Origin of the sequence: Lysobacter enzymogenes (genome assembly GCF_023617245.1) — a bacterium.
Lineage (GTDB): Bacteria > Pseudomonadota > Gammaproteobacteria > Xanthomonadales > Xanthomonadaceae > Lysobacter > Lysobacter yananisis.
Genome location: NZ_CP067396.1, coordinates 2,887,906 through 2,908,532 on the forward strand (window position 1 = coordinate 2,887,906; position 20,627 = coordinate 2,908,532).

The following is a 20,627-nucleotide window of genomic DNA, read 5'->3' on the forward strand; positions in this document are numbered from 1 at the left end:
GGCTCCCGCCTGCGCGCGGGAGCTTTCATTTTCTGGCCCTTGCCCCGCGGTCAGCGCTGCGGCCGCGGCACTGCCTGGGCCGGCGCGGCGCAATCGACGCACTCCGTCGGCGCGGGCGCCGGCAAGGCCCGTGCGGGCCCGGGCGCGCCGCCGGTTTCGCGCAGACTGATCCGCGACAGCGCCACGCCGAGCAGGCGCGTGTCTTCGCCCTGGCCCAGCGACTGCGGCGAGGTCGGGTGCGGGATGCTCAGGCTCAGCTCGCGGGTCGGGGCCACGTCGCGGAACTCCAGGGTATGGCGGGCCGCGCTGGCGCCCAGCGCCAACGGCTGCCGCGACGCGCCCAGCGCCACGGTCACCGGCTGGCCGACGTTGGGGCCGAACGCGGCGGCGTCGACGACCACGCGCACGTCGCCGGACAGCTCGCGATCCAGCTCGATCGCCGCGACGGGACCGTCGCTCCAGCGCCCGAACGCTTCCGGCGCGCTCAACCCGCGCAACGCGCGCACGCCCGCCGGCTGCGCCTGGCTCAGTTCCAGCGTGGTCGCGCTCGCCAGCCGGTAGACGTCGAAGCCCGGGTGGGTTTCCTTGTCCAGGTAGCTGCCGGCCGGCAGGGCCAGGCCGTCGAGCGCGACGGCGGTGCCGCGGTTCCAGTCCAACGCCGCTTGCGCGTCGCCGCCGGGCGCGACCGGGCGGATCGCCAGGTCCATCGAATCGGCATAGAACTGGGTCTTGAACCGGCCGGAGCCGTCGCTGACCAACAGCTGGCTGTCGGCGATGCGCTGCGTCCCCTGCCGGTTGAGCCACTGGCCGGCGCGGACATAGGCCGATTCGAAGCGGGCGTTGCGCACCGAAACGGTTACCGCGCCGGTGCCGAGCGCGGCCACCAGGACGAAGTAGCCCAACGCCGCCAGACGCGCGCGCGGCAGTTCGCGGATCGCCAGCCAGCCCAGGCACGCGGCGGCGCCGAGCAGGCCGACCGGCGCGCTCAGCCAGGTGCGGTTGATGACCCACACCAGTTCCGGCGAGTCGGCCGGCGCCGGCAGGTACAGCCGCAGCGCGTAGGCGCCGGCGAACAGCGCGAGCGCGGCCAGTCCCAGCGCCGACGCCCACAGCGCCCGCCGCTGCCAGACCGCCCCCGGCTCCGCCCCGCGCCAGGCCAGCGGCGCGAGCAGCAGCAACGGCAGGCAGAAGTTGTAGTAGCGCAGGTGCAGGCGCCCGATCGCTTCGTTGGCGCCCATGCTGGCGGTGAAATAGACCGTGATCGCGACCAGGGTCGCGAGCAGGACCAGCGCGAACAGCACCGCGCTGCGCGCCCGCTCGGCGGCCTCGTCGCCGCGCGGACGCAGCAGCATCGGCAGCGCCGGCACCAGCAGCGGCGCGAACAGCAGCGCCAGCGCCAGGCCGTGCCCGACCGAGGAAATCGACAGGTTCTTGGCCAACGTCGCCGCCGACTGCACGCCGACGTTGCCGCGCGCCTGGCCGCTGTAGAACTCGCCCATGAAGTCCAGGCTCGCGGGGCCGGCGAGCAGGTAGCCCAGGCCGAAGCGCACCGCCAGGAACGCGCCGGCGCTGGCGGCGGCCACCACCATCGCCGCCGGAATCCGGTCGCGCCGGCCCGGCCACAGCGCGTCGACGACGATGAACGCGCCGAAGCCCACCGCCACGAACGCGGCGTGCATCTTGACCAGGCACATCAGCCCCAGGATCGCGCCGGCGAGCAGGCCGTAGCGCAGCGGATGCGGCGCATACGGCCGCAGCGCCGCGGTCGCCCATACCCAGAACAGCAGGAAGTACATCGACTCGGGCATGAAATACGCCGCGTAGCTGTTCACCGGCGCGGCCACGCAGGCCAGCGCCAGCAACGCGGCCAGCAGCGGCGGGGCGTAGGCGCGCAGGATCCGATAGATCAGCGGCAACGCCGCGACCAGCATCGCGGCGTTGAGCGCGCGCGCGCAGTCGAGGAACTCGCTGCCGCATTGGCGGGTAAGGCCGAAGATCCACAGGTACAGGTACGAGGGCAGCTTGGACTCGGCCAGCGGCACCAGGCGGCTGTAGGCGCTGTAGTACCACTCGTCCGCGAACACCGCGGCGAACAGGTTCTGGTCGCGCAGCGACATCGCCGCCAGCAGGGCGAGCCCGCCCAGGCCGAGCAGCCATCGGTGCAGGGAAGGGGCGCGGGGCGGGGCGGAGGCGGAAACCATGGGCAGGGGGGCGGACTCGAAATGGAGGGCGGGTGCCGGCGCGGCGGATGCGAGGGGCATCGCAACCGTGCCTGCGCCGCCGAGCGCGCGTCTGTGCGCGCAGGCATCGCGCGGGCTGGACTAACGCCGGCGGCGGGCGGCCGCATGCGGTCCGCGCGGCGGCGGCAGGGCGAGCGCGGAATCATAGCTAAACCGGCCCGCGCGGCCAGCGTGGCGGCCGGCGCCGGCGTGCGCGCCGCTGGCGACCCCGACTTCCGTCACGCGGCCGGCCGGGCCGCGGCGGTCTAGACTCCTGCGCTCGCCGTATCCGCGCCGCCGTATCCACGTGGCCGCATCCGCGTCAACGCATTCGCGCCCGCATCCGTCCAGGGAGTCCCGCCATGTTCCGTCCCGTCCTGCTCGCCGCGGCCATCGCCGCCGGCCTCGCCTGCGCGCCGGCGCCCGCCGCCGCGTCGGACGCGCCCGCGTCCGCCACCGCCGCCGCGCGCTCGCCCCAAGCGCGGGCCTTGCACGATCTGTTCGATCAGGAATGGGAACGCGGCCTGCGCGACAGCCCGGAGAGCGCCAGCTACAACGGCGACAAGCGCTACAACGACCGCTGGGCCGACAACAGCCTGCAGGCGATCCGCGCCCGTTTCGACGGCGACCGGCTCGCCCTGAAGCGCCTGCGCGCGATCGACCGCGCCGCGCTGTCGGCCGAGGACCAACTGAGCTACGACACCTTCGCCTGGAACCTGGAGCACTCGCTGCAGCGCGAGAAGTTCCGCGAGTACCTGATGCCGCTGAGCCAGCAGGGCGGGGTGCAGACCGCCGACGGCATCGTCGAAGGGCTGGCCTTCGACAGCGCCAAGGACTACCGCGACTGGCTGGCGCGGCTGCGCGCGGTGCCGGCGATGATCGAACAGACCCAGACGCTGATGCGCGCGGGCGTCGAGGCCGGCCTGACCCCGCCGCGGGTGCTGATGCAGCGGGTGCCGGCGCAGATCGCCAAGCAAGTCGTCGACGACCCGACCCGCAGCCCGTACTACAAGCCGTTCGCGCGCTTCCCCGACAGCGTCGCGGCGGCCGAGCGCGCGCAGTTGCAAGACGAGGCCAGGCGGGTCATCGCCCAGACCGTGGTGCCGGCCTACCGCGCCTTCGGCGAGTTCTTCCAACGCGACTACCTGCCCAAGACCCGCGCCAGCATCGCCGCCGGCGACCTGCCCGAGGGCAAGGCCTACTACGACTTCCTCGCCGGCTACTACACCACCACCGACCTCAGCGCCGAGCAGATCCACCAGACCGGCCTCAAGGAAGTCGCGCGCATCCGCGCCGAGATGGAGAAGATCCGCGCCGAGGTCGGCTTCAAGGGCAGCCTGGCCGAGTTCTTCCACTATCTGCGCACCGATCCCAAGTTCTTCTACAAGACCCCGGCCGAATTGCTGGAGGCCTATCAGGCCACGGCCAAGCGGATCGATCCGGAACTGGTGAAGATTTCCAAGATCATCCCGCGCCAGCCCTACGGCGTGCGCCCGATTCCCGACAACATCGCGCCCGACACCACCACCGCCTACTACCTGGCCGGCGCCGTCGACGGCAGCCGCGCCGGCTTCTACTACGTCAACCTGTACAAGCCCGAGTCGCGGCCGAAGTGGGAGATGATCCCGCTGTCGCTGCACGAGGCCGTGCCCGGCCACCATTTCCAGTTCGCCCGCGGCCTGGAGCTGCCCGACGCGCCGCTGTTCCGCCGCACCGGCTATTTCGTCGCCTACGGCGAAGGCTGGGGCCTGTACGCCGAGCGCCTGGGCTACGACATGGGCCTGTACGACGACCCTTACGACCGCATGGGCCAGCTGTCCTACGACATGTGGCGCGCGGTGCGGCTGGTGGTCGACACCGGCATGCACGCCAAGGGCTGGAGCCGCGAACGGGCGATCGCGTTCTTCATGGACAACGCGCCCAAGACCGAGCAGGACGTGGTCAACGAGATCGACCGCTACATCGGCACCCCGGGGCAGGCGCTGGCGTACAAGATCGGCCAGCTCAAGATCAGCGAACTGCGCGAGCGCTCGCGCCAGGCGCTGGGCGAGCGCTTCGACCTGCGCGATTTCAACGACCAGGTGCTGGCGACGGGCTCGGTGCCGCTGAGCGTGCTGGAAGCACGGATCGACGCCTGGATCGCGATGTCCAAGAATAAAAAGTCGAATTGAATTATTGGCTTACAAGATTAATTCGAGAAATGACATGATCCGGGTGCGGGCGGTCGATCCTGGCCGCCGGTGCTCCCGGCGCCGCAGTCCCGGTCTGTCCGCTACGCGCAAATTGCGCTGACTGCCTGTCGCTGCCATACTTTCCGGCTCCCGCGCGGCCGCTGGCCGGGCCGGGACCCTTGCTCCACCGGGCCGCTGCTGGCCTCGGGGGGCTGAACGGGGCCGCCGTCGGCGGTCCTTCATCCACAAGGAATCACCGCAATGCGTCATTACGAAGTCGTGTTCCTGGTCCACCCGGACCAGAGCGAGCAGGTCCCGGCCATGATCGAGCGCTACAAGTCGCTGATCGAAGCCGGCGAAGGCAAGATCCACCGTCTCGAAGACTGGGGCCGCCGCCAGCTGGCCTACCCGATCGAGAACCTGGTCAAGGCCCACTACGTCCTGCTGAACATCGAAGTCACCCAGACCGTGCTCAACGAGCTGGTCGACGGTTTCCGTTTCAACGACGCGGTCCTGCGTCACCTGGTCATGAAGCGCGACGAAGCCGATACCGAGCAGTCGCTGATCATGAAGTTCAAGGACGAGAAGGGCGACAAGCCCGAGCGCGGTGAGCGCCGTCGTCGCGACGACGACAGCGACAGCGCCGTCGGCTCCGCCGACAGCGCCGAAGACACCACCGAAGCCGCCTGATCCCTTCTAGGAACGCATTCCCATGTCCAAGTTCTTTCGCCGCCGCAAGTTCTGCAAGTTCACCGCCGAGGGCGTCAAGGAGATCGATTACAAGGATCTCAACACCCTGCGCCAGTACCTGACCGAGACCGGCAAGATCGTGCCGAGCCGCGTCACCGGCACCAAGTCGAAGTACCAGCGCCAGCTGGCCACGGCGGTCAAGCGCGCCCGTTTCCTCGCGCTGATCCCGTACACCGACAACCACAACGCCTGATCGGCGTTGTCGGGAGCGAGTGGCGGCTGCGCCGCCTTGAGGAGTGAGCGGAGAGAGAAAACTTCGCTTCCGCTCGCTTCCCGCTCCTCCACGCTCGCTTCTCGCTTCTTCGGACAGCGAATCCTGCTGCGGGCCTATAGACCCGCTAACGAATACGGAGCAATCCCATGCAACTGATCCTGCTGCAGAAAGTCACCAACCTCGGCAACCTCGGCGACAAGGTCAACGTCAAGCCGGGCTACGGCCGCAACTACCTGGTCCCGCAGGGCAAGGCCGTGCCGGCGACCGCCGCCAACCTGGCCGAGTTCGAGACCCGCCGCGCCGAGTACGAAGCCAACGCCAAGTCGCTGCTGGAAGGCGCCGAAGGCCGCAAGGCCAAGCTGGAAGGCGTCGAGGTGACCATCACCGCCAACGCCGCCACCGAAGGCAAGCTGTACGGCTCGGTGACCCCGCGCGACATCGCCGAGGCGCTGACCAAGGCCGGCTTCGAAGTCGGCAAGTCGGAAGTGATCATGGGCGAAGGCCCGATCCGCCGCACCGGCGAGTACGACGTGCTGATCCACCTGCACGCCGACGTCGAGACCAGCGTCAAGGTGATCGTGATCGGCGACGCCGCCTGATCCGACAACGCGGTCCGCGCCCGACGGGCGCGGTCGCGAACCAGCGAAAGGCGCCGCGAGGCGCCTTTCGTTTGTTTGAGCGCAAGTCCGGGATCGTGCGTGCCGGCGATACGTTCGGGCCCGCGCCGGGCCGATCCGGCCACATTCGGCCGCGTCCGGCAGGGCTTCGCCGAACCGGGAGGTTTCGCCGCCGTTCGGCGATGTTCTTCCAGTCTTAGCCGCGTAGACGCGACGGGCGCATAAACGACCCACTCGTTGTCCACAGCCTGTCCACCGTCTTGTCTGCAACCCCCTGCCGGCGACGGCCGCTAGGATGAGCCCCCGGGCGACGTCCCGGCCACCGCCGCAGACCGGCCGCCAGCGCGGCCCTCCGACCAGGATCGTCTCCCCGATGAGCTCACGTCCCGGATTCCGTGGCGAAAAACGTTTCGAGACCCGCGCCGAGCAGCGCATCGACCAACTGCGCGTGCCGCCGCAGTCGGTCGAGGCCGAGCAGGCCGTGCTCGGCGGCCTGATGCTGGCGCCCGACGCCTACGACCGCGTCGCCGACCAACTGGTCGAGGAAGACTTCTACCGCCGCGACCATCAGCTGATCTACCGCGCGATCCGCGAGCTGGCCGAGCGCAGCCGCCCGTTCGACGCGGTGACCCTGGGCGAATGGTTCGATTCGCAGGGCCTGAGCGAGCAGGTCGCCGGCGGCGCGTACCTGATCGAACTGGCCACCACCACGCCCTCGGCCGCCAACATCGCCGCCTACGCCGAAATCGTTCGCGACAAGGCGGTGATGCGCAAGCTGATCGAGGTCGGCACCGAGATCGTCAACGACGGCTTCCAGCCCGACGGCCGCGACAGCAGCGAGATCCTGTCCAAGGCCGAGCAGCAGGTGTTCGCCATCGCCGAGGCCGGCGCGCGCGGGCGCACCGACTTCACCCCGGTGACCAAGGCGCTGTCGGAAGCCTTCGACGTGCTGCAGACGCGCTACGCCAACGGCGGCGCGGTCACCGGCCTGCCGACCGGCTACACCGAATTCGACGAAATGACCGCCGGCCTGCAGAACACCGACCTGCTGATCCTGGCCGCGCGTCCGGCGATGGGCAAGACCACCTTCGCCCTCAACATCGCCGAGCACGTCGCCTTCCGCACCAAGAAGGCGGTGGCGGTGTTCTCGATGGAAATGTCGGCCAGCCAGCTGGCGCTGCGCCTGATCTCCTCGGTCGGCCGGGTCAACGCCCAGCGCTTGCGCTCGGGCCAGCTCGAGGACGAGGACTGGGCGCGCGTGACCGGCGCGATCCGGCAGTTGCGCGAGGTCAAGATCTTCATCGACGACACCCCGGGCCTGTCGCCGGACGTGCTGCGCGCCAAGTCGCGCCGGCTCAAGCGCGAGCACGACCTGGGCCTGATCGTGATCGACTACCTGCAGCTGATGTCGGTGCCGGGCAACCAGGAGAACCGCGCGACCGAGATCTCCGAGATCTCGCGCTCGCTCAAGCACCTGGCCAAGGAACTCAACCTGCCGGTGATCGCGCTGTCGCAGCTCAACCGCTCGCTGGAACAGCGCGCCGACAAGCGCCCGGTGATGGCCGACCTGCGCGAATCCGGCGCTATCGAGCAGGACGCGGACATCATCATCTTCATCTACCGCGACGACTACTACAACAAAGAGACCTCGCCCGATAAGGGCCTGGCCGAGGTCATCATCGGCAAGCAGCGTTCCGGCCCGACCGGTTCGCTCAAGCTCAAGTTCTTCGGCGAATACACCCGCTTCGACAATCTCGCCCACGACTCGATCGGCAGCTTCGAGTAATCCGCGCGCGAGCCGGCGCCGGCCCCCGGCCCGCGCGCCATGCCGGCGTCGTCGTCGCCGCGGCGTCGCGCGTGTGCATCCGCGCGGCGTCGCGCGCATGACGATTGTCATCCGGCGCTTCGCGCCGCAAATCCGTGTTGCAGCGCAGCGCCATCGGCGCACGCGCGTCCGCGTTCGCTCGCGCGCGAGCCAGGCGCGACGGGCGATCGCGCGCGCAAGCCGCAGTTCTTTTGCCGCATCGGGCGCATTGCGCGCGATCGGACGACGATGCCTCGCGCGCATCCGGCGACGATGAATCGTTTTGCGACACGCTTTGCGCTTTGTCACGCATCGCGCTCGCATGCGCGCGCTCGCACAGCCGCAAGGGCCGCATACAGAAAAAAACTTGCCGGTTTGCGATGCCCATGCACAAAAGCGCATGACATCTTCTTGCTATAAGCCCAGGAGTCGGACGAACGCAGCGCACCTGTCGCACCGCGATCGTCCCGCACGCGCAAGCAACGACAACTCGAACGCTGGATTTCGCGAGGTAGGTCTTCCCATGAGAGATCTGATCAAGCAAGTCGACGCGGGTCTGCAGGCCCACGACGAGTTCGGCAATTCGCAACAGATCGTTCGGCTCAACGTCGAACGCTATAGATTCGCGCTGGCGGTGCTGGCGCGCGAAGACGCCGCGCTGCAGGCCTTGCTGCCTGCGCTGGAGGCCCTGGACGAGCGCCGCGCCGACAAGCTGTTCGGCGACCTGCTGGTGCGCGCCGAGTTGGAAGCGGCGATCGAACGGCTGGAAACCGGGGTGGCGCCGATCCACCAGGCCGGCGTGCTGGCCTGGAGCCTGGCGCAGTCGCTGCAGCGCATCGACCAGCCGCTGAGCCTGTCGGCTTCGGCGATGCAGCGCAGCTTCGTCGCCGGTCCCGACCTCGACGGCCGCCGCATCTGGATCTGGGACCTGCCGGACGCCTCCGAGCCGGTCGCCGACGCGTTGCGCGAAGCGCTGCGCCTGGGCTTCATGCCCGGCGGCCATTGCGAGGCCGAACTGGTGCGGCCGACGCCGCAGATGGTCGCCCAGCTCGACCGCGCCTGTTCGCTGCTGCAATCGCTGGTGCCGCAGGTCGCGCGCAGCGTGTTCGGCCACCTGCATTCGGTCGCGTTCGCGAACATGCGCAACGAGCGCGGGCCGATGCTGACCGCCTCGGGCGGCGACTCGACGCCGTGCATGATCTTCATCGCGCCCGAGGAACTGGCCAATCCGTGGGACACGGCCGTGCACATCATGCACGAGGCCGTGCATCTCAAACTCTCCGACATGGTCCGCACCAGCGCCGCGGTGGTGCGCGAGGACATGGTGACGCTGCCGTGGGGCCGCGAGATCTCGGTGTCGAACTGCCTGTTCGCGTTCCACGCCTACGTCCACCTGCAGATCTTCCGCACCGCGGTCGAGCAGATCGGGCCGGAGCTGCACGCGGTCTACGGCGCGCCGGAGAGCTACCGCGCCGCGACCCGGCCGCATGCGATGTCGGTGGTCAACAACGCCTCGGCCGCGCCGTTCTCGCGCGGGCACGAACGCATGGCCTACCTGGCCCAGCAGTTCCGCACGCAGTGGTCGCACTACCTGACTCCGTACGCGCGGCGCATGGTCGATTGGCTGTGCGCGGCGATCGCGCCGCTGATCGACCTGTCGGTCGCGCCGCAGGCCGGCGCGGTCGGCGAGCCCGCGCCGGTCGCGGCCAGCGCGCCGACGACGTCGGTGCATTACGCCAAGAACCCGCAACTGCAACTGCGCCCGGTCGGCGACCGCGGCATCCTGTTCGCGGCCGATCCGGCCCGGCCCAAGATCCAGAAGCTCAACACCGCCGCCTGGCTGATGTTCGAGTTGTGCGACGGGCGCAGCGAGAGCGATCTGACCCAGGCCTATGCCGACCTGGCCGGGCTGGCGTCCGAGCGCGCCTGGCAACAGGTCGAGCCGATGTTGGACAGCCTGGTCGCCACCGGCATGATCGTGGCGCAAGGCCAACGCGCCGCGCTGCGCGAGGGGAGGGCCGCATGAGCGCGCCGTCCGCCCAGGGCCACGCCCACTCGCCGCAGGCGCAACTGGTCGCCGCGGCCGACCGCACGCTCGCCCAGCATCCGAACTTCGGCGATTCGCAGCGCATCCTGGCCAAGGTCTACGCGCGCTACCGCTTCGGCACCGAGCTGTTCGCGCAGCGCCTGCCGCAGGCCGCGGCGCTGCTGCAGCAAGTGGAGACGATGCCCGACGCCGACGTGCGGCGGATCTTCTTCGACCCGCTGGTGCGATTGGCCGCCGAAGACGCCTTCTCCGAACTGGAGAGCGGCCAACTGGCCTCGCCGCACCGGCTCGAAGCGCTGTTGCCGCAAGCCATCGCCGCGTTGCCGGCGGGGCTGTGCGAATCGCACATGCTGCAGCGCTGGGGCCTGCAGTCGCAGGAGCAGCACTGGATGTGGTTGATCGTCGGCAGCGACGACCCGTTCGCCGCGCAGTTGCAGGCCGCGTTCGACCGCATCTTCGCCGACAACCCGGCCAACCGCGGGCTGTTGTTGAACCCCGACGCGGGCGCGCAGAAGAAGGTCCAGGATTCGATCGCGCTGCTGTCGATGCTGCTGCCCAACTCGGGTCCGGCGGCGCTGCGCCATGTCGGCGCGATCGCGCTGCTGGAGGCGCAACTGGAAGGCGGGATCGTGCTGTCGGCCGCCGGCGGCGACCTGACCCCTTCGACCGTGTTCGTCTCGCTCGACCAACTCGGCAATCCCTGGGACATCGCCGGCTGCCTGCTGCACGAAGGCCTGCACATGAAGCTGTTCGACGCCGCGCGTTCGGTGTCGCTGGCCAAGGAGCCGGACGCGACCATCCAGGTGCCATGGCGCAACGTGCGCTGGTCGATCGTGCGCGCGATCTTCGCGTACCACGTCTACGTGCACCTGTCGCTGTTCAAGGCCGCGGCGCTGGTCGCCGACCCGCGCTGCTTCGAGCTGTACGGCGATCCGCTGGCCTATGTGAGCCGCGCGCATGCGATGTCGGTGGTCAACAACGACACCGCCCACCAGTACGGGCGCTCGATCGACCGCGCGCGCTACCTCGGCGAGATGCTCGAAGGCGAGTGGTCGCACCTGCTCTCGCCGGGCGGTTTCGAACTGATCCACTGGCTGCGCAGCGCGCTGGCGCCGGTGGACGAGGCGATGTTCGCCGACGCGCGGGAGGCCGCATGAACGCACACGACAGCGTACGCAAGGCCGACGGGGTGCGTTGGCGCCCGGTGCCGCAGGCCGAATGCCTGATGGTGTTCTCGCCGCATTCCGGGCGCATCCATTGGCTGGCCCTGGATACCTGGCTGTTGTTCGAGCTGTGCGACGGCCGCAATGTCGATGCGGTCGCGCGCGGCTATGCCGAACTCGCCGGCGACAAGCTCGGCGGCGGCGATGCCCGGGCCCGCGCCGAGCGCGGCCTGGCGTCGCTGCTCGGCAGCCGCCTGATCGAGGCCGCGCCGGCCTGAGCCTGGCGGCGCGCGCGCCGGCCCCGGCCGGTGTCGCCGCGACCGGACCCACCGATTACGGCCCTCGGGCGGGCCACGCGAAAGGAAGAGGTAGCAAGCGACGGCACGGACGCCGCAGCGATTAAGGCAAGACAGTACGTCCATTCCACAGGAGAACGTCCATGAGCAATGAAACCAACCTGGATACCTTGAAGGACCTGTTGAGCAACAAGAAGGCGCTGGAAGAATCGGAAGTGACCACGGGCTCGGCCGACGAGCGCCGCTGGTGGCCGCCGTACAACGTCTCGCCGGCCCCGCCGAGCAACTGACGCCCAACGCCAGTCGCTGGACCTGCCGCGCCCGCAAGGGCGCGGCAGGGTTGGCGCCGCCCGCATGCAGGACTTTCAATCGCAACGCCCGGCGCCCGCGTCGTTCGCCGATCCCGCCGCGGGCGACGCCGAGGAGGCGCCCTGCGCCGGTGAGATCTGGCGCTCTCGCGCGGACCCGGCCGAGGCCGTGATGGTGCTGCGCCGCGACGCCGACGCGGTCGACTACGCCTGGCTCGACCGCGACGCCGCCGACGGCCGCATGCCGCTGGCGCACTGGGCGCAGCGCTTCGAAGTGGTGCTGGAACAGGCCGACCACACCCACGCCACGCCGATCCGCCGGCACTGGCTCATCGATACCCAAGCCGAACGACTGCGCGGCGCGCGCGTGCTCGAACTGGGCGCGCACACCGGCGGCTTGACCCAGGCGCTGCTCGCCCACGCCGCGCAGGTCGTCGCGGTGGAGAACAACCCGCGCTGCGTGCGCCACCTGCGTCAGCGTTTCGGCGAACGCCTGGGCATCGTCGCCGGCGACATGCATCACGCGCTGTGGGACCTGGGGCAGGACCGGTTCGACGTGGTCGTCTGCGCCGGCGTGCTCTACCACTCCGCCCATCCGTTCCTGCTGCTGGAAGCGATGGCGCACTTGCGCCCGCGCGCGATCCTGATCGACACCCTAGACGACGGCGTCGCCGAGCTGCGCGTGGCGGTGCCGAACCTGGTCAACAGCTGCAACTACCGCTACAACCGGCGTCCGGATTGCGGCTACTCGGTGGTGCTCGGCGAACGCCTGATCGCCGGCGCGATGGCCCGGCTCGGCTACGGCGCGATGCAGCGCATCGACACGGCCGCGGCGACGATCGCGCCGGAGCGCGACAGCGCCTATTTCCAGCAGTGGCGGCGCAGCCTGTCGGCCTGGTTCCTGCGCGACGGCGCGGCCTGAGCCGCGGCCGCGGCGTCAGGCCCAGGCCTGGCGGACCTGCGCGTAGTAGTCGCGGAAGAACGGCACCATGCGCTTGCGGTCGGCGGCGACGATCGCCAGCAGTTCCGGCGCCAGCACGAATTCCTCTTCGCCCAGCTCGTCGTACAGACCGTTGAGCATCTGCTCGTAGAAGCGCGGAAAAGCGTGGTGCCAGCCGACCCGCGGCAGGCGGATGCCGTGCTCGGAGCCCATCGCCAGATAGTGCTTGAGCGCCTCGGCGCGCGCCTGTTCGACGGTGTACAGGCGGATCGGCTTGCGTTCGGGCGCGAAGGTTTCCTCGAACAGGCCGGGGCCGCCGCAGACGCGGTCGGCGATGTGCCGGCCGAGCAGCGGCGACAGGAACAGGCCGTCGCGGTAGGTGCCGGTCAGCAGCCACAGGCCCTCGACCGAGGTCGGGCCGATCAGCGGGCAGGTGTCGACCGCGACCGGGCGGTTGCCGGCCTGCCAGGCCACCAGCTGCGCCGCGCACAGGTCCTGGTCGAGCTGGTCCAGCGCGCATTCGAGCAGGAAGAACATGTCCGCCGGCGAGGTGCGCAGCATCGGCTGCGCGAACAGGGTGTTGGTGGCGCCGACATAGAGCCGGCCGCCGCCGCGCGGCACCGCGTGCAGGCCGCAGGCGAACGCGCGGTTGGGCGTGCGCAGCACGTGCGCCTGCGCGCGCGGGCCGGTGTCGAGCAGCAGCGAGGTGCCGCCGCCGCAGAACAGCCGCGGAATGCGCCGCGCCAGCTCCGGCACGCTGTCGAGCACGGCCTGGGTCCACACGCCGGCGGCGAGCACGACCTGCGGCGCGGCGACGCGGCCGCCTTCGCGCAGGCGCACGGCCCGGATGCGGCCGCCGTGGATGTCCAGGCCGGTCGCGGTGTCGTCGATGAAGCTCAGCGTCGGCGAGCGCTCGATCAAGGCGCTCAGCGCGCCCAACAGCTTGGCGGCGTCGATCGAGCCTTCGTCGGGCAGGTACAGGGCCCGGCTGGGCCGGCAGTCCTCGGCCGGGGCGAGGCCGTCGATGCGGTTGGGGTCGAGCGTCTCGTAGGCCGCGCCGTTTTCCTCCAGCGCCTGCACGATGGCCGCGTAGTTCTCGTCCTCGATGATCCCGGACTTGTTGTTGCTGAAGACGATCGTGCCCGGCGTCAGCGCGATGCGCTCCTCGGCGGGCAGGGCCTGGTTGATGCTTTCCAGCCAGTCCGGCCAGTGCCGCGCGGCGAGCAGGCCCTTGGCCAGCTTGGCGCGTCCGGACGGCGTGCGCAGCAGTTGCGCGGTGACCTCGCCGTAGCAGCCCATCATCGCGCCGGCGGCGGCCGAGGCCGCGCCGGGCCGCGGCGCCGGGCCGACCACGGCCACGCGCAATCCGGGATCGCGCAACTGCAGCGCATGCGCGGTCGCCATGCCCAGTACGCCGTTGCCCACCACCACGACATCGTAACCATCGTAATCGGCCATGCTCGCTCCATCGCGCGCGGGGCGCGTCCGTCATCGGCTCGGGTCGCGTGATCGCATCGGCCGCAAACCATCGCGGCAGGCGTGCGCGGCGATACGCGTCGGCCGCACGCGCCTGGGTCAGGCGACCGTGCGCGGGCGGTCCTGCATCATGCGGGCGCGGGCGCGCGGTGACGAGCGACCCATTGCGCAGAACGCCAACTCGATTACATCTGCGTGCCTTGCCTGTGCGTCTCTCGTCGCCGCCGTCGTCGTCGGCGCCGTTCCATGCTGCAGCGCCGCCGCGCGGGTGTCGCGCCGCACAGCGCCGCGCGGCTCAGGTGCAGGGCGCTTCCCAGGCCAGGCGGCGTTCGGCGCCGGCGGCGTCCTTGACCACGAAGCATTGCGCGTAGTCGGATTCGGCGAAGGTCGGCAGCCGCGGGCATTCGATCTGGCGCGCGCTGTCGTACAGGGAGGCGCCGCTGGCGCTCAGCGGCTGCAACGCGCCGTCGGCGTCGGTGGCGAACTCGCCTGTCTGGCCGTGGCCGTCGACGCGGAAGCGCAACCGCGGCCCGTCCAGGCCGACCAGTTCGGCCGCCATCGGCCGGCCCCAGCGCGCGATCTCGCGGTTCTTGTCGTCGAACTCGACCACCCAATCCGGCAGCAGCCAGGCGTCGTGCAGCGGGATCGTCTCGACCTCGGCGACCGGATACGGACCGCAGCCGTCTTCGCCCCAGTCGACCACGCGCGGGTCCTTGTTGCGCTTGTCGTCCTTGCTCGCGAAGGCGAAGCGATAGGGCGGCTTGGCCAGCGCGGGCGCTGCCTGGACCGGCGCGGGCGCGGCTTGCGCGGGCGCGCTCTGCGTGGCCGGCGCGGTCGCGGGCGCGGCGGGCTGCGCCGCTTCTTCGCGCGGGCCGCACGCGGCCAGCAGCAGGCACGCGCACAGCCATGCCATCGGGGGAGTCGGGATGCGGGCCGCAAGACGGTCCATGCGAGGTTTCTCCTGTTGCGCACGGCACCCGCGCACGCGCGGGCAAACGCCGATCATAGGCGGCCGGGGCAGGGCGCGGTACCGCTGCGCGACGGCGCGGTGCGCAGCGCATTCGGCGACGCCGCGCACGCTGCGCGAATTTCGCCGCGCGCGGCGCGAACGCGCATGCGCCCGTTCAGGCTGGGGCGGCTAGCCTGCCGGGGCGATGTGCCGGATTGACGTCTTTATGACGAGTCCGGGCGCATCGTAGACATCGCCCTCCCAACTCCCTCGGTGAGTTATATGAACTCCACTTTCAAAACCATGATCGCCGCTGCGCTGGTGTCCTGCGTCATGGTCACCGGCGCCGCCGGCGCGCAGACCAAGTCGAAGAAGACTCCGCATTGCTACAACGTGGAAGTGCAGCGTCCCAAGCAGATCAAGGACCAGCACAAGATCGCCGGTACCGCGATCGGCGCGGTGGCCGGCGGCCTGCTCGGCAACCAGGTCGGCGGCGGCAACGGCAAGAAGCTGGCCACCGCGGCCGGCGCGGTCGGCGGCGCGTTCGCGGGCCGCAAGATCCAGGAAAACCAGCAGAACAAGACCGAGACGGTGATCGAGCGCCGCTGCGACTGACGCAGCCGGCCGCCGCCGTCGCAACACCGAGCCGCGCGCGGGCGACCGCGCGCGGTTTTTTTGTGGATGGCTTATGTGGGATCGCGTTCAGGCCCGATGCTTTCGGCTCGGGTCGCCGCGATCTGAAACCAGAGCATCGGGCCTGAAGGCCCTCCCACGACCGCCACCAACATCGGCCGCAAGCTCGGGCTTTGCCCATCCTGCGCGCAGCCGTCACTTCACATTCGCCTCATAGCCCGCCGCGAGCGCGCCGCTAGAATGTGCGCCATGGCACGACCGACCTGCGCACACATCCACACCGACGCCTTGCGTCACAACCTCGCCCAGTCCCGGGCGTTCGCTCCCCGCAGCCGGGTGATGGCGGTGGTCAAGGCCGACGGCTACGGTCACGGCCTGGAACGCGTCGCCCGCGCGCTCGAAGGCGCCGACGCCTTCGGCGTGGCCGCGCTGTCCGATGCCGACCGGCTGCGTTCGGCCGGGCTGTCGCAGCCGATCGTGCTGTTGTCGGGCTTCGACGAACCCGAGGATCTGCCGCAGCTGCGCCGCCTGGGCGTGGAGACCGTGGTCCATCACATCAGCCAGATCGAGATGCTCGAACAGGCCGGGCCGGGCGAGCCGATCCGCTGCTGGCTCAAGATCGACAGCGGCATGCATCGCCTCGGTTTCGCCCCGGAGTTCGTGCGCGAGGCCTATGTGCGCCTGACCGCGGCGCCCGCGGTGGCCGGCGGCATCGTGCTGATGAACCACTTCGCCAGTTCCGACGAATTCGCCAACCCACAGACCCGCCAGCAACTGGCCGCGTTCGCCGCCGCCACCGAAGGGCTCGGCGGCGCGCGTTCGCTGTCGAACTCGGCCGCGGTGCTCGGCTGGCCGGACGCGCATGCCGACTGGATCCGTCCCGGCGGCCTGCTCTATGGCATCAGCGTGGTCGAAGGCCGCAGCGGCGCCGACTTCGGCCTGCGCCCGGCGATGACCCTGTCGACCCGGCTGATCGCGGTCAACCGCGTGCGCAAGGGCGAGCGCGTCGGCTACGCGGCGACCTGGGAATGCCCCGAAGACATGCTGGTCGGCGTGGCCGCGATCGGCTACGGCGACGGCTATCCGCGCGCGGCGCCCTCGGGCACGCCGGTGCGCGTGCGCGGGCACGAAACCCAGCTGATCGGGCGGGTGTCGATGGACCTGATGACCATCGACCTGCGCGGCATCGATTCGCCCGCGGTCGGCGACCCGGTCGAACTGTGGGGGCCGGAGCTGCCGGTGGAGCGCATCGCCGAGGTCAGCGCCACCATCGGTTACGAGCTGACCTGCTCGATCACCCGCCGGGTGCGTTTCGTCGAGACCTGAACGCGTCCCGCGGCGGCTGCAGCGATGCGCACCAAGTGCGCAAGTTGTGGACACCGTCGAGTAAATCCACTCACAAAAAACCGGCCTTTACTTGCGTTTTCCAGGCGCGCACCGGATGAAAATCCGCTGTCGGCCTGGGTGTTTTCCCGGGGTAGGGTGGCACCCTCGCGGCCCCGTTAGGACTGACATCGGGCACGAACATCGCGCCCGACGGCCGCCTCCGACCGGAGCCGGCCCCGTCACTCCAATCCCCGGGGGATCGATGAAGCAGAGCAAGTTGATGTGCGCGTTGGGCCTGGCGCTGGCCGCGACCACCCTGTCCACCGCGGCGATGGCCCAGGAAGGGCCCAACCCCAATCGCGTGTGGGTCAAGTTCAAGTCCGGCGCCGGCGTTTCCGCCAATGCCGCCAACGCGCGCAGCGGCCTGGCCGCGCCGGCGAACCTGGGCCAGCGCATCCAGGCGCTGCGCGGCAAGCTCAGCGCGGCCAAGGCCGGCGACGCCGAACTCAACTACCAGTTCGACCGCAGCAACACCGCGGTGATGACCCTGTCCTCGCCGGAAGCGGTCAAGGCGCTGCGCGCCAACCCCGACGTGGAATCGGTCGAGATCGACCAGCCGCGCTACCTGCAGGCGCAGAGCGTGCCCTACGGCATCGACCAGGTGCAGGCGCGCAACGTGTGGGACGCCAACCGCGACGGCGTGCTCGACACCGGCGCCGCCAACGGTTCCGGGATCAAGGTCTGCATCATCGACTCGGGCCTCAACAAGGGCCACGAAGATTTCGCCGGCATGACCATCACCGGTTATCCGACCGGCTGGGACACCGACACCTGCGGCCACGGCACCCACGTCGCCGGCACCATCGCGGCGGCCAACAACAACGTCGGCGTGGTCGGCGTGAGCCCGGGCAAGGTCTCGCTGCACATCGTCAAGATCTTCGGCAGCAACGGCTACAACGGCAGCGATCACGGCCAGTGCTCGTGGACCTACTCCTCGACCCTGGCCGACGCCGCGCAGCGCTGCCAGGCCGCCGGCGCCAAGGTCATCAACATGAGCCTGGGCGGCCCGAGCGCGTCCACCGCCGAACGCACCGCGTTCCAGACCGTGGCCGACGCCGGCGTGCTGAGCATCGCCGCGGCCGGCAACGACGGCGACAGCTCGCAGAGCTATCCGGCCGGCTACGCCAGCGTGGTCTCGGTGGCGGCGGTGGATTCGAGCAACGTCAAGGCCGACTTCTCCCAGTTCACCCCGAAGGTGGAACTGGCGGCGCCGGGCGTGGACGTGCCGAGCACCTATCCGCTCAAGAACGACCCGCTGGTGGTCGGCACCTCCAGCTTCGCCGCGATCCCGGTGGCGGGCTCCAAGCAGGCTACGGCCAGCGCGGGCTGGGTCAACGGCGGCCTGTGCCAGACCTCGTCCAGCACCTGGCGCAACAAGATCGTGGTCTGCCAGCGCGGCACCAACACCTTCGTGGACAAGATCACCAAGGCCAAGAGCGGCCGCGCCGCCGGCGTGGTCATCTACAACAACGTCGACGGCCCGCTGGCCATCGGCCTGTACACCGGCACCGCGCCGAACCTGAGCGCGACCACCACGACCCTGCCGGCGGTGGGCATCAGCAAGGTCGACGGCGAGTACCTCGTCGCCAACCTCGCCGGCAAGACCGCGACGGTGGACGCCACGCCGTCGGTCGCGAACAGCGCCTACGAGACCATGAGCGGCACCTCGATGGCGACCCCGCACGTCGCCGGCGCCGCCGCGGTGGTGTGGAGCGCCAAGCCCACCGCCACCGCCCAGCAGGTGCGCGACGCGCTCGACGCCACCGCGCTGGACATCGACGCGGCCGGCCGCGACAACAACACCGGCTGGGGCCTAGTGCAGATTCCGGCGGCGATCGCCGAGCTGCAGTCGCAGTAAGCGTTCGCGTCCGAAGCTGCAAGCGAACGGGAGCCTTCGGGCTCCCGTTCTTTTTAAGCGGCGCACGCGGGCCGGTCGCTGGGTTCGCGAGCGCTCGGGGCAGGCCTGTGCGGCGCCCGCTCGCTTGGGCCCGGCAGCTTGCGCGTTGCGGATCTGCGAAGCGCGAGTCTGCGAAGCGCGGATCTGCGAATCGGGCGCCGCCCGACTGCGCGCCGGCTTCGAGGCCGGCGGGGCGGGGCGAGCGAAACGAGGCCGGCGCCGGCGCGCGCGGGCGGCCGCGGTTCTGGCTGCATACTGGTCGCCCCTCCCGCGCGCCGGCCCCGATGCCCGAAGCCCAACCCTCCGCCCTGGTCTGGTTCCGCGACGATCTGCGCCTGGACGACAACCCGGCGCTGCGCGCGGCGCTGGAAGCCGGGTTCGTGCCGGTGCCGGTCTACATCCACGCGCCGGACGAACACGGCGCGTGGACGCCCGGCGCCGCCTCGGACGCGTGGCGGCATCATTCCCTGGCCGCGCTCGACGCCGACCTGCGCAAGCGCGGCTCGCACCTGCGCCGCTTCTTCGGCCCGAGCCTGGCGACCTTGCAGTCGCTGGCGCTGGCCACCGGCGCGCAGGCGGTGTTCTGGAACCGCCGCTACGAGCCCTACATCGAAAAACGCGACACGCGGATCAAGCAGCAGTTGCGGCGCACGGGCCTGGAGGCGGAGAGCTTCAACGGCTCGCTGCTGTTCGAGCCGTGGACATTGCGGACCAAGCAGGGCGGCCCGTTCAAGGTGTTCACCCCGTTCTGGCGCGCGGCCCTGGCCGACTGGCGCGAGCATCCCGCGTGGCAGGCGCCGGCCTCGCTGCCGGCCACCCGCGAAGGGCCGGAGGGCGTGCCGCTGGACGCGCTGCGGCTGCTGCCGAAGCTGGGGTGGGACCGGGAATTCTGGCAGCACTGGAGCCCGGGCGAAGCCGGCGCGCGCGCGGCGCTGGAGACCTTCGTCGACGGCGCGCTGCGCGGCTACGCCGAACAGCGCGACCGGCCCGACCGCGTCGGCACCTCGCGCCTGTCGCCGCACCTGCACTTCGGCGAGATCGCGCCGTGGCGCGCGGTCGCCGCGTTGCAGGCCGAACGCAACGCCGGCAACGCGCGCGACGTCGACGCGGCGATCCGCGAACTGGGCTGGCGCGAGTTCGCCCACCACCTGCTGCACCATTTCCCCGACACGCCCGAGCAGAACTTCAACCCGCGCTTCGCCGACTTCGACTGGGCGCGCGCGGCGCCGCCGAAGCTGGAGCCGTGGCAGCGGGGCCGCACCGGCGTGCCGATCGTCGATGCCGGCATGCGCGAGCTGTGGGCCACCGGCTGGATGCACAACCGCGTGCGCATGATCGTCGCCAGCTACCTGACCAAGCACCTGCGCCTGCATTGGCGGCACGGCGCGCGCTGGTTCTGGGACACCCTGGTCGACGCCGATCTGGCCAACAACACGCTGGGCTGGCAATGGGTCGCCGGCACCGGCGCCGACGCCGCGCCGTACTTCCGCGTGTTCAATCCGGTGACCCAGTCGGAGAAGTTCGATCCCGACGGCGCCTACATCGCGCGCTGGGTGCCGGAGCTGGCCGGCCTGCCGGTGCCGCTGCGCTTCGCGCCGTGGCAGGACCCGCGCCGCCTGCGTCGCGAGGCGCCGGATTATCCGCCGCAGCCGCTGGTCGACCTCGCGGCCGGGCGCGACGCGGCGCTGGAGGCGTATCGCCGCTTGCGCGAGTGACCTAGGCCGGCCGCGGCGAGCGGCCGGCGTGCCGCTGCCCGT

19 protein-coding genes are annotated in these 20,627 nt (G+C 70.6%); 15 read left to right on the top strand and 4 right to left on the bottom strand.

The window, feature by feature from the left end; translation table 11 throughout:
• Positions 1–50 precede the first annotated feature (50 nt).
• Positions 51–2,201, bottom strand: a complete 2,151-nt coding sequence (locus tag JHW41_RS12175; protein WP_250450346.1) for a DUF7024 domain-containing protein — start codon at positions 2,199–2,201, stop codon at positions 51–53.
• Between the two features lie 380 nt (positions 2,202–2,581).
• On the opposite strand from JHW41_RS12175, the gene JHW41_RS12180 reads away from it, so the two are divergent.
• The 11 genes from JHW41_RS12180 to JHW41_RS12230 all read left to right on the top strand — a co-directional run bounded on the left by JHW41_RS12180 (position 2,582) and on the right by JHW41_RS12230 (position 12,511).
• On the top strand, positions 2,582–4,390 hold the full coding sequence (locus JHW41_RS12180) for a DUF885 domain-containing protein (RefSeq protein WP_250450348.1): 1,809 nt from the start codon (positions 2,582–2,584) through the stop codon (positions 4,388–4,390).
• Positions 4,391–4,651: 261 nt separating this feature from the next.
• Complete coding sequence (gene rpsF, locus JHW41_RS12185; RefSeq protein ID WP_057947704.1) at positions 4,652–5,080, top strand: 30S ribosomal protein S6; 429 nt, start codon at positions 4,652–4,654, stop codon at positions 5,078–5,080.
• A gap of 22 nt (positions 5,081–5,102) precedes the next feature.
• Positions 5,103–5,333 carry a 30S ribosomal protein S18 gene (gene rpsR, locus JHW41_RS12190; RefSeq protein WP_031372470.1) on the top strand — a complete coding sequence of 77 codons (231 nt, stop codon included), beginning with the start codon at positions 5,103–5,105 and terminating at the stop codon, positions 5,331–5,333.
• Between the two features lie 167 nt (positions 5,334–5,500).
• Entirely contained in the window at positions 5,501–5,953 is a 453-nt protein-coding gene (rplI, locus tag JHW41_RS12195) for a 50S ribosomal protein L9 (protein WP_057947703.1), read from the top strand.
• 391 nt (positions 5,954–6,344) lie between these two features.
• Positions 6,345–7,757: a replicative DNA helicase gene (locus tag JHW41_RS12200; RefSeq protein WP_057947702.1), complete on the top strand. Its 1,413-nt coding sequence runs from the start codon at positions 6,345–6,347 to the stop codon at positions 7,755–7,757.
• Between the two features lie 97 nt (positions 7,758–7,854).
• Positions 7,855–8,052 carry a hypothetical protein gene (locus JHW41_RS12205; RefSeq protein WP_250450350.1) on the top strand — a complete coding sequence of 66 codons (198 nt, stop codon included), beginning with the start codon at positions 7,855–7,857 and terminating at the stop codon, positions 8,050–8,052.
• Between the two features lie 246 nt (positions 8,053–8,298).
• Complete coding sequence (locus JHW41_RS12210) at positions 8,299–9,801, top strand: aKG-HExxH-type peptide beta-hydroxylase (RefSeq protein ID WP_250450352.1); 1,503 nt, start codon at positions 8,299–8,301, stop codon at positions 9,799–9,801.
• Positions 9,798–10,979: an aKG-HExxH-type peptide beta-hydroxylase gene (locus JHW41_RS12215; protein ID WP_250450354.1), complete on the top strand. Its 1,182-nt coding sequence runs from the start codon at positions 9,798–9,800 to the stop codon at positions 10,977–10,979. Before JHW41_RS12210 ends, JHW41_RS12215 begins: the two co-directional genes overlap by 4 nt.
• The gene (locus tag JHW41_RS12220) at positions 10,976–11,263 is read left to right on the top strand and encodes a hypothetical protein (RefSeq protein WP_250450356.1); all 288 of its coding nucleotides are present in this window, start codon (positions 10,976–10,978) and stop codon (positions 11,261–11,263) included. Before JHW41_RS12215 ends, JHW41_RS12220 begins: the two co-directional genes overlap by 4 nt.
• Positions 11,264–11,424: 161 nt before the next feature.
• Positions 11,425–11,571, top strand: a complete 147-nt coding sequence (locus JHW41_RS12225; RefSeq protein ID WP_168356357.1) for a hypothetical protein — start codon at positions 11,425–11,427, stop codon at positions 11,569–11,571.
• Between the two features lie 64 nt (positions 11,572–11,635).
• On the top strand, positions 11,636–12,511 hold the full coding sequence (locus tag JHW41_RS12230) for a class I SAM-dependent methyltransferase (protein ID WP_250450358.1): 876 nt from the start codon (positions 11,636–11,638) through the stop codon (positions 12,509–12,511).
• A 15-nt stretch (positions 12,512–12,526) separates the two neighbouring features.
• On the opposite strand, the gene JHW41_RS12235 is transcribed toward JHW41_RS12230, so the two are convergent.
• Positions 12,527–13,987 (bottom strand): NAD(P)/FAD-dependent oxidoreductase, encoded by a 1,461-nt coding sequence (locus JHW41_RS12235; protein ID WP_250450360.1) that lies wholly within the window; start codon positions 13,985–13,987, stop codon positions 12,527–12,529.
• Between the two features lie 313 nt (positions 13,988–14,300).
• Positions 14,301–14,954, bottom strand: coding sequence for a hypothetical protein (locus JHW41_RS12240; RefSeq protein ID WP_250450370.1), 654 nt, complete (start codon positions 14,952–14,954; stop codon positions 14,301–14,303).
• A 282-nt stretch (positions 14,955–15,236) separates the two neighbouring features.
• Between JHW41_RS12240 and JHW41_RS12245 the strand changes: the two genes are divergently transcribed.
• Positions 15,237–15,569: a glycine zipper 2TM domain-containing protein gene (locus JHW41_RS12245; RefSeq protein ID WP_078995421.1), complete on the top strand. Its 333-nt coding sequence runs from the start codon at positions 15,237–15,239 to the stop codon at positions 15,567–15,569.
• Between the two features lie 71 nt (positions 15,570–15,640).
• On the opposite strand, the gene JHW41_RS26960 is transcribed toward JHW41_RS12245, so the two are convergent.
• A complete protein-coding gene (locus tag JHW41_RS26960) occupies positions 15,641–15,742 on the bottom strand; it encodes a DUF6053 domain-containing protein (protein WP_428995511.1) in 102 nt (33 codons plus the stop codon).
• A gap of 94 nt (positions 15,743–15,836) precedes the next feature.
• On the opposite strand from JHW41_RS26960, the gene alr reads away from it, so the two are divergent.
• The 3 genes from alr (at position 15,837) to JHW41_RS12260 (ending at position 20,585) form a co-directional block, all read left to right on the top strand.
• A complete protein-coding gene (gene alr / locus JHW41_RS12250; protein WP_250450372.1) occupies positions 15,837–16,913 on the top strand; it encodes an alanine racemase in 1,077 nt (358 codons plus the stop codon).
• Positions 16,914–17,175: 262 nt separating this feature from the next.
• Positions 17,176–18,831, top strand: a complete 1,656-nt coding sequence (locus JHW41_RS12255; RefSeq protein ID WP_250450375.1) for a S8 family serine peptidase — start codon at positions 17,176–17,178, stop codon at positions 18,829–18,831.
• A gap of 323 nt (positions 18,832–19,154) precedes the next feature.
• Positions 19,155–20,585, top strand: a complete 1,431-nt coding sequence (locus JHW41_RS12260) for a cryptochrome/photolyase family protein (RefSeq protein WP_250450377.1) — start codon at positions 19,155–19,157, stop codon at positions 20,583–20,585.
• Positions 20,586–20,627 lie beyond the last annotated feature (42 nt).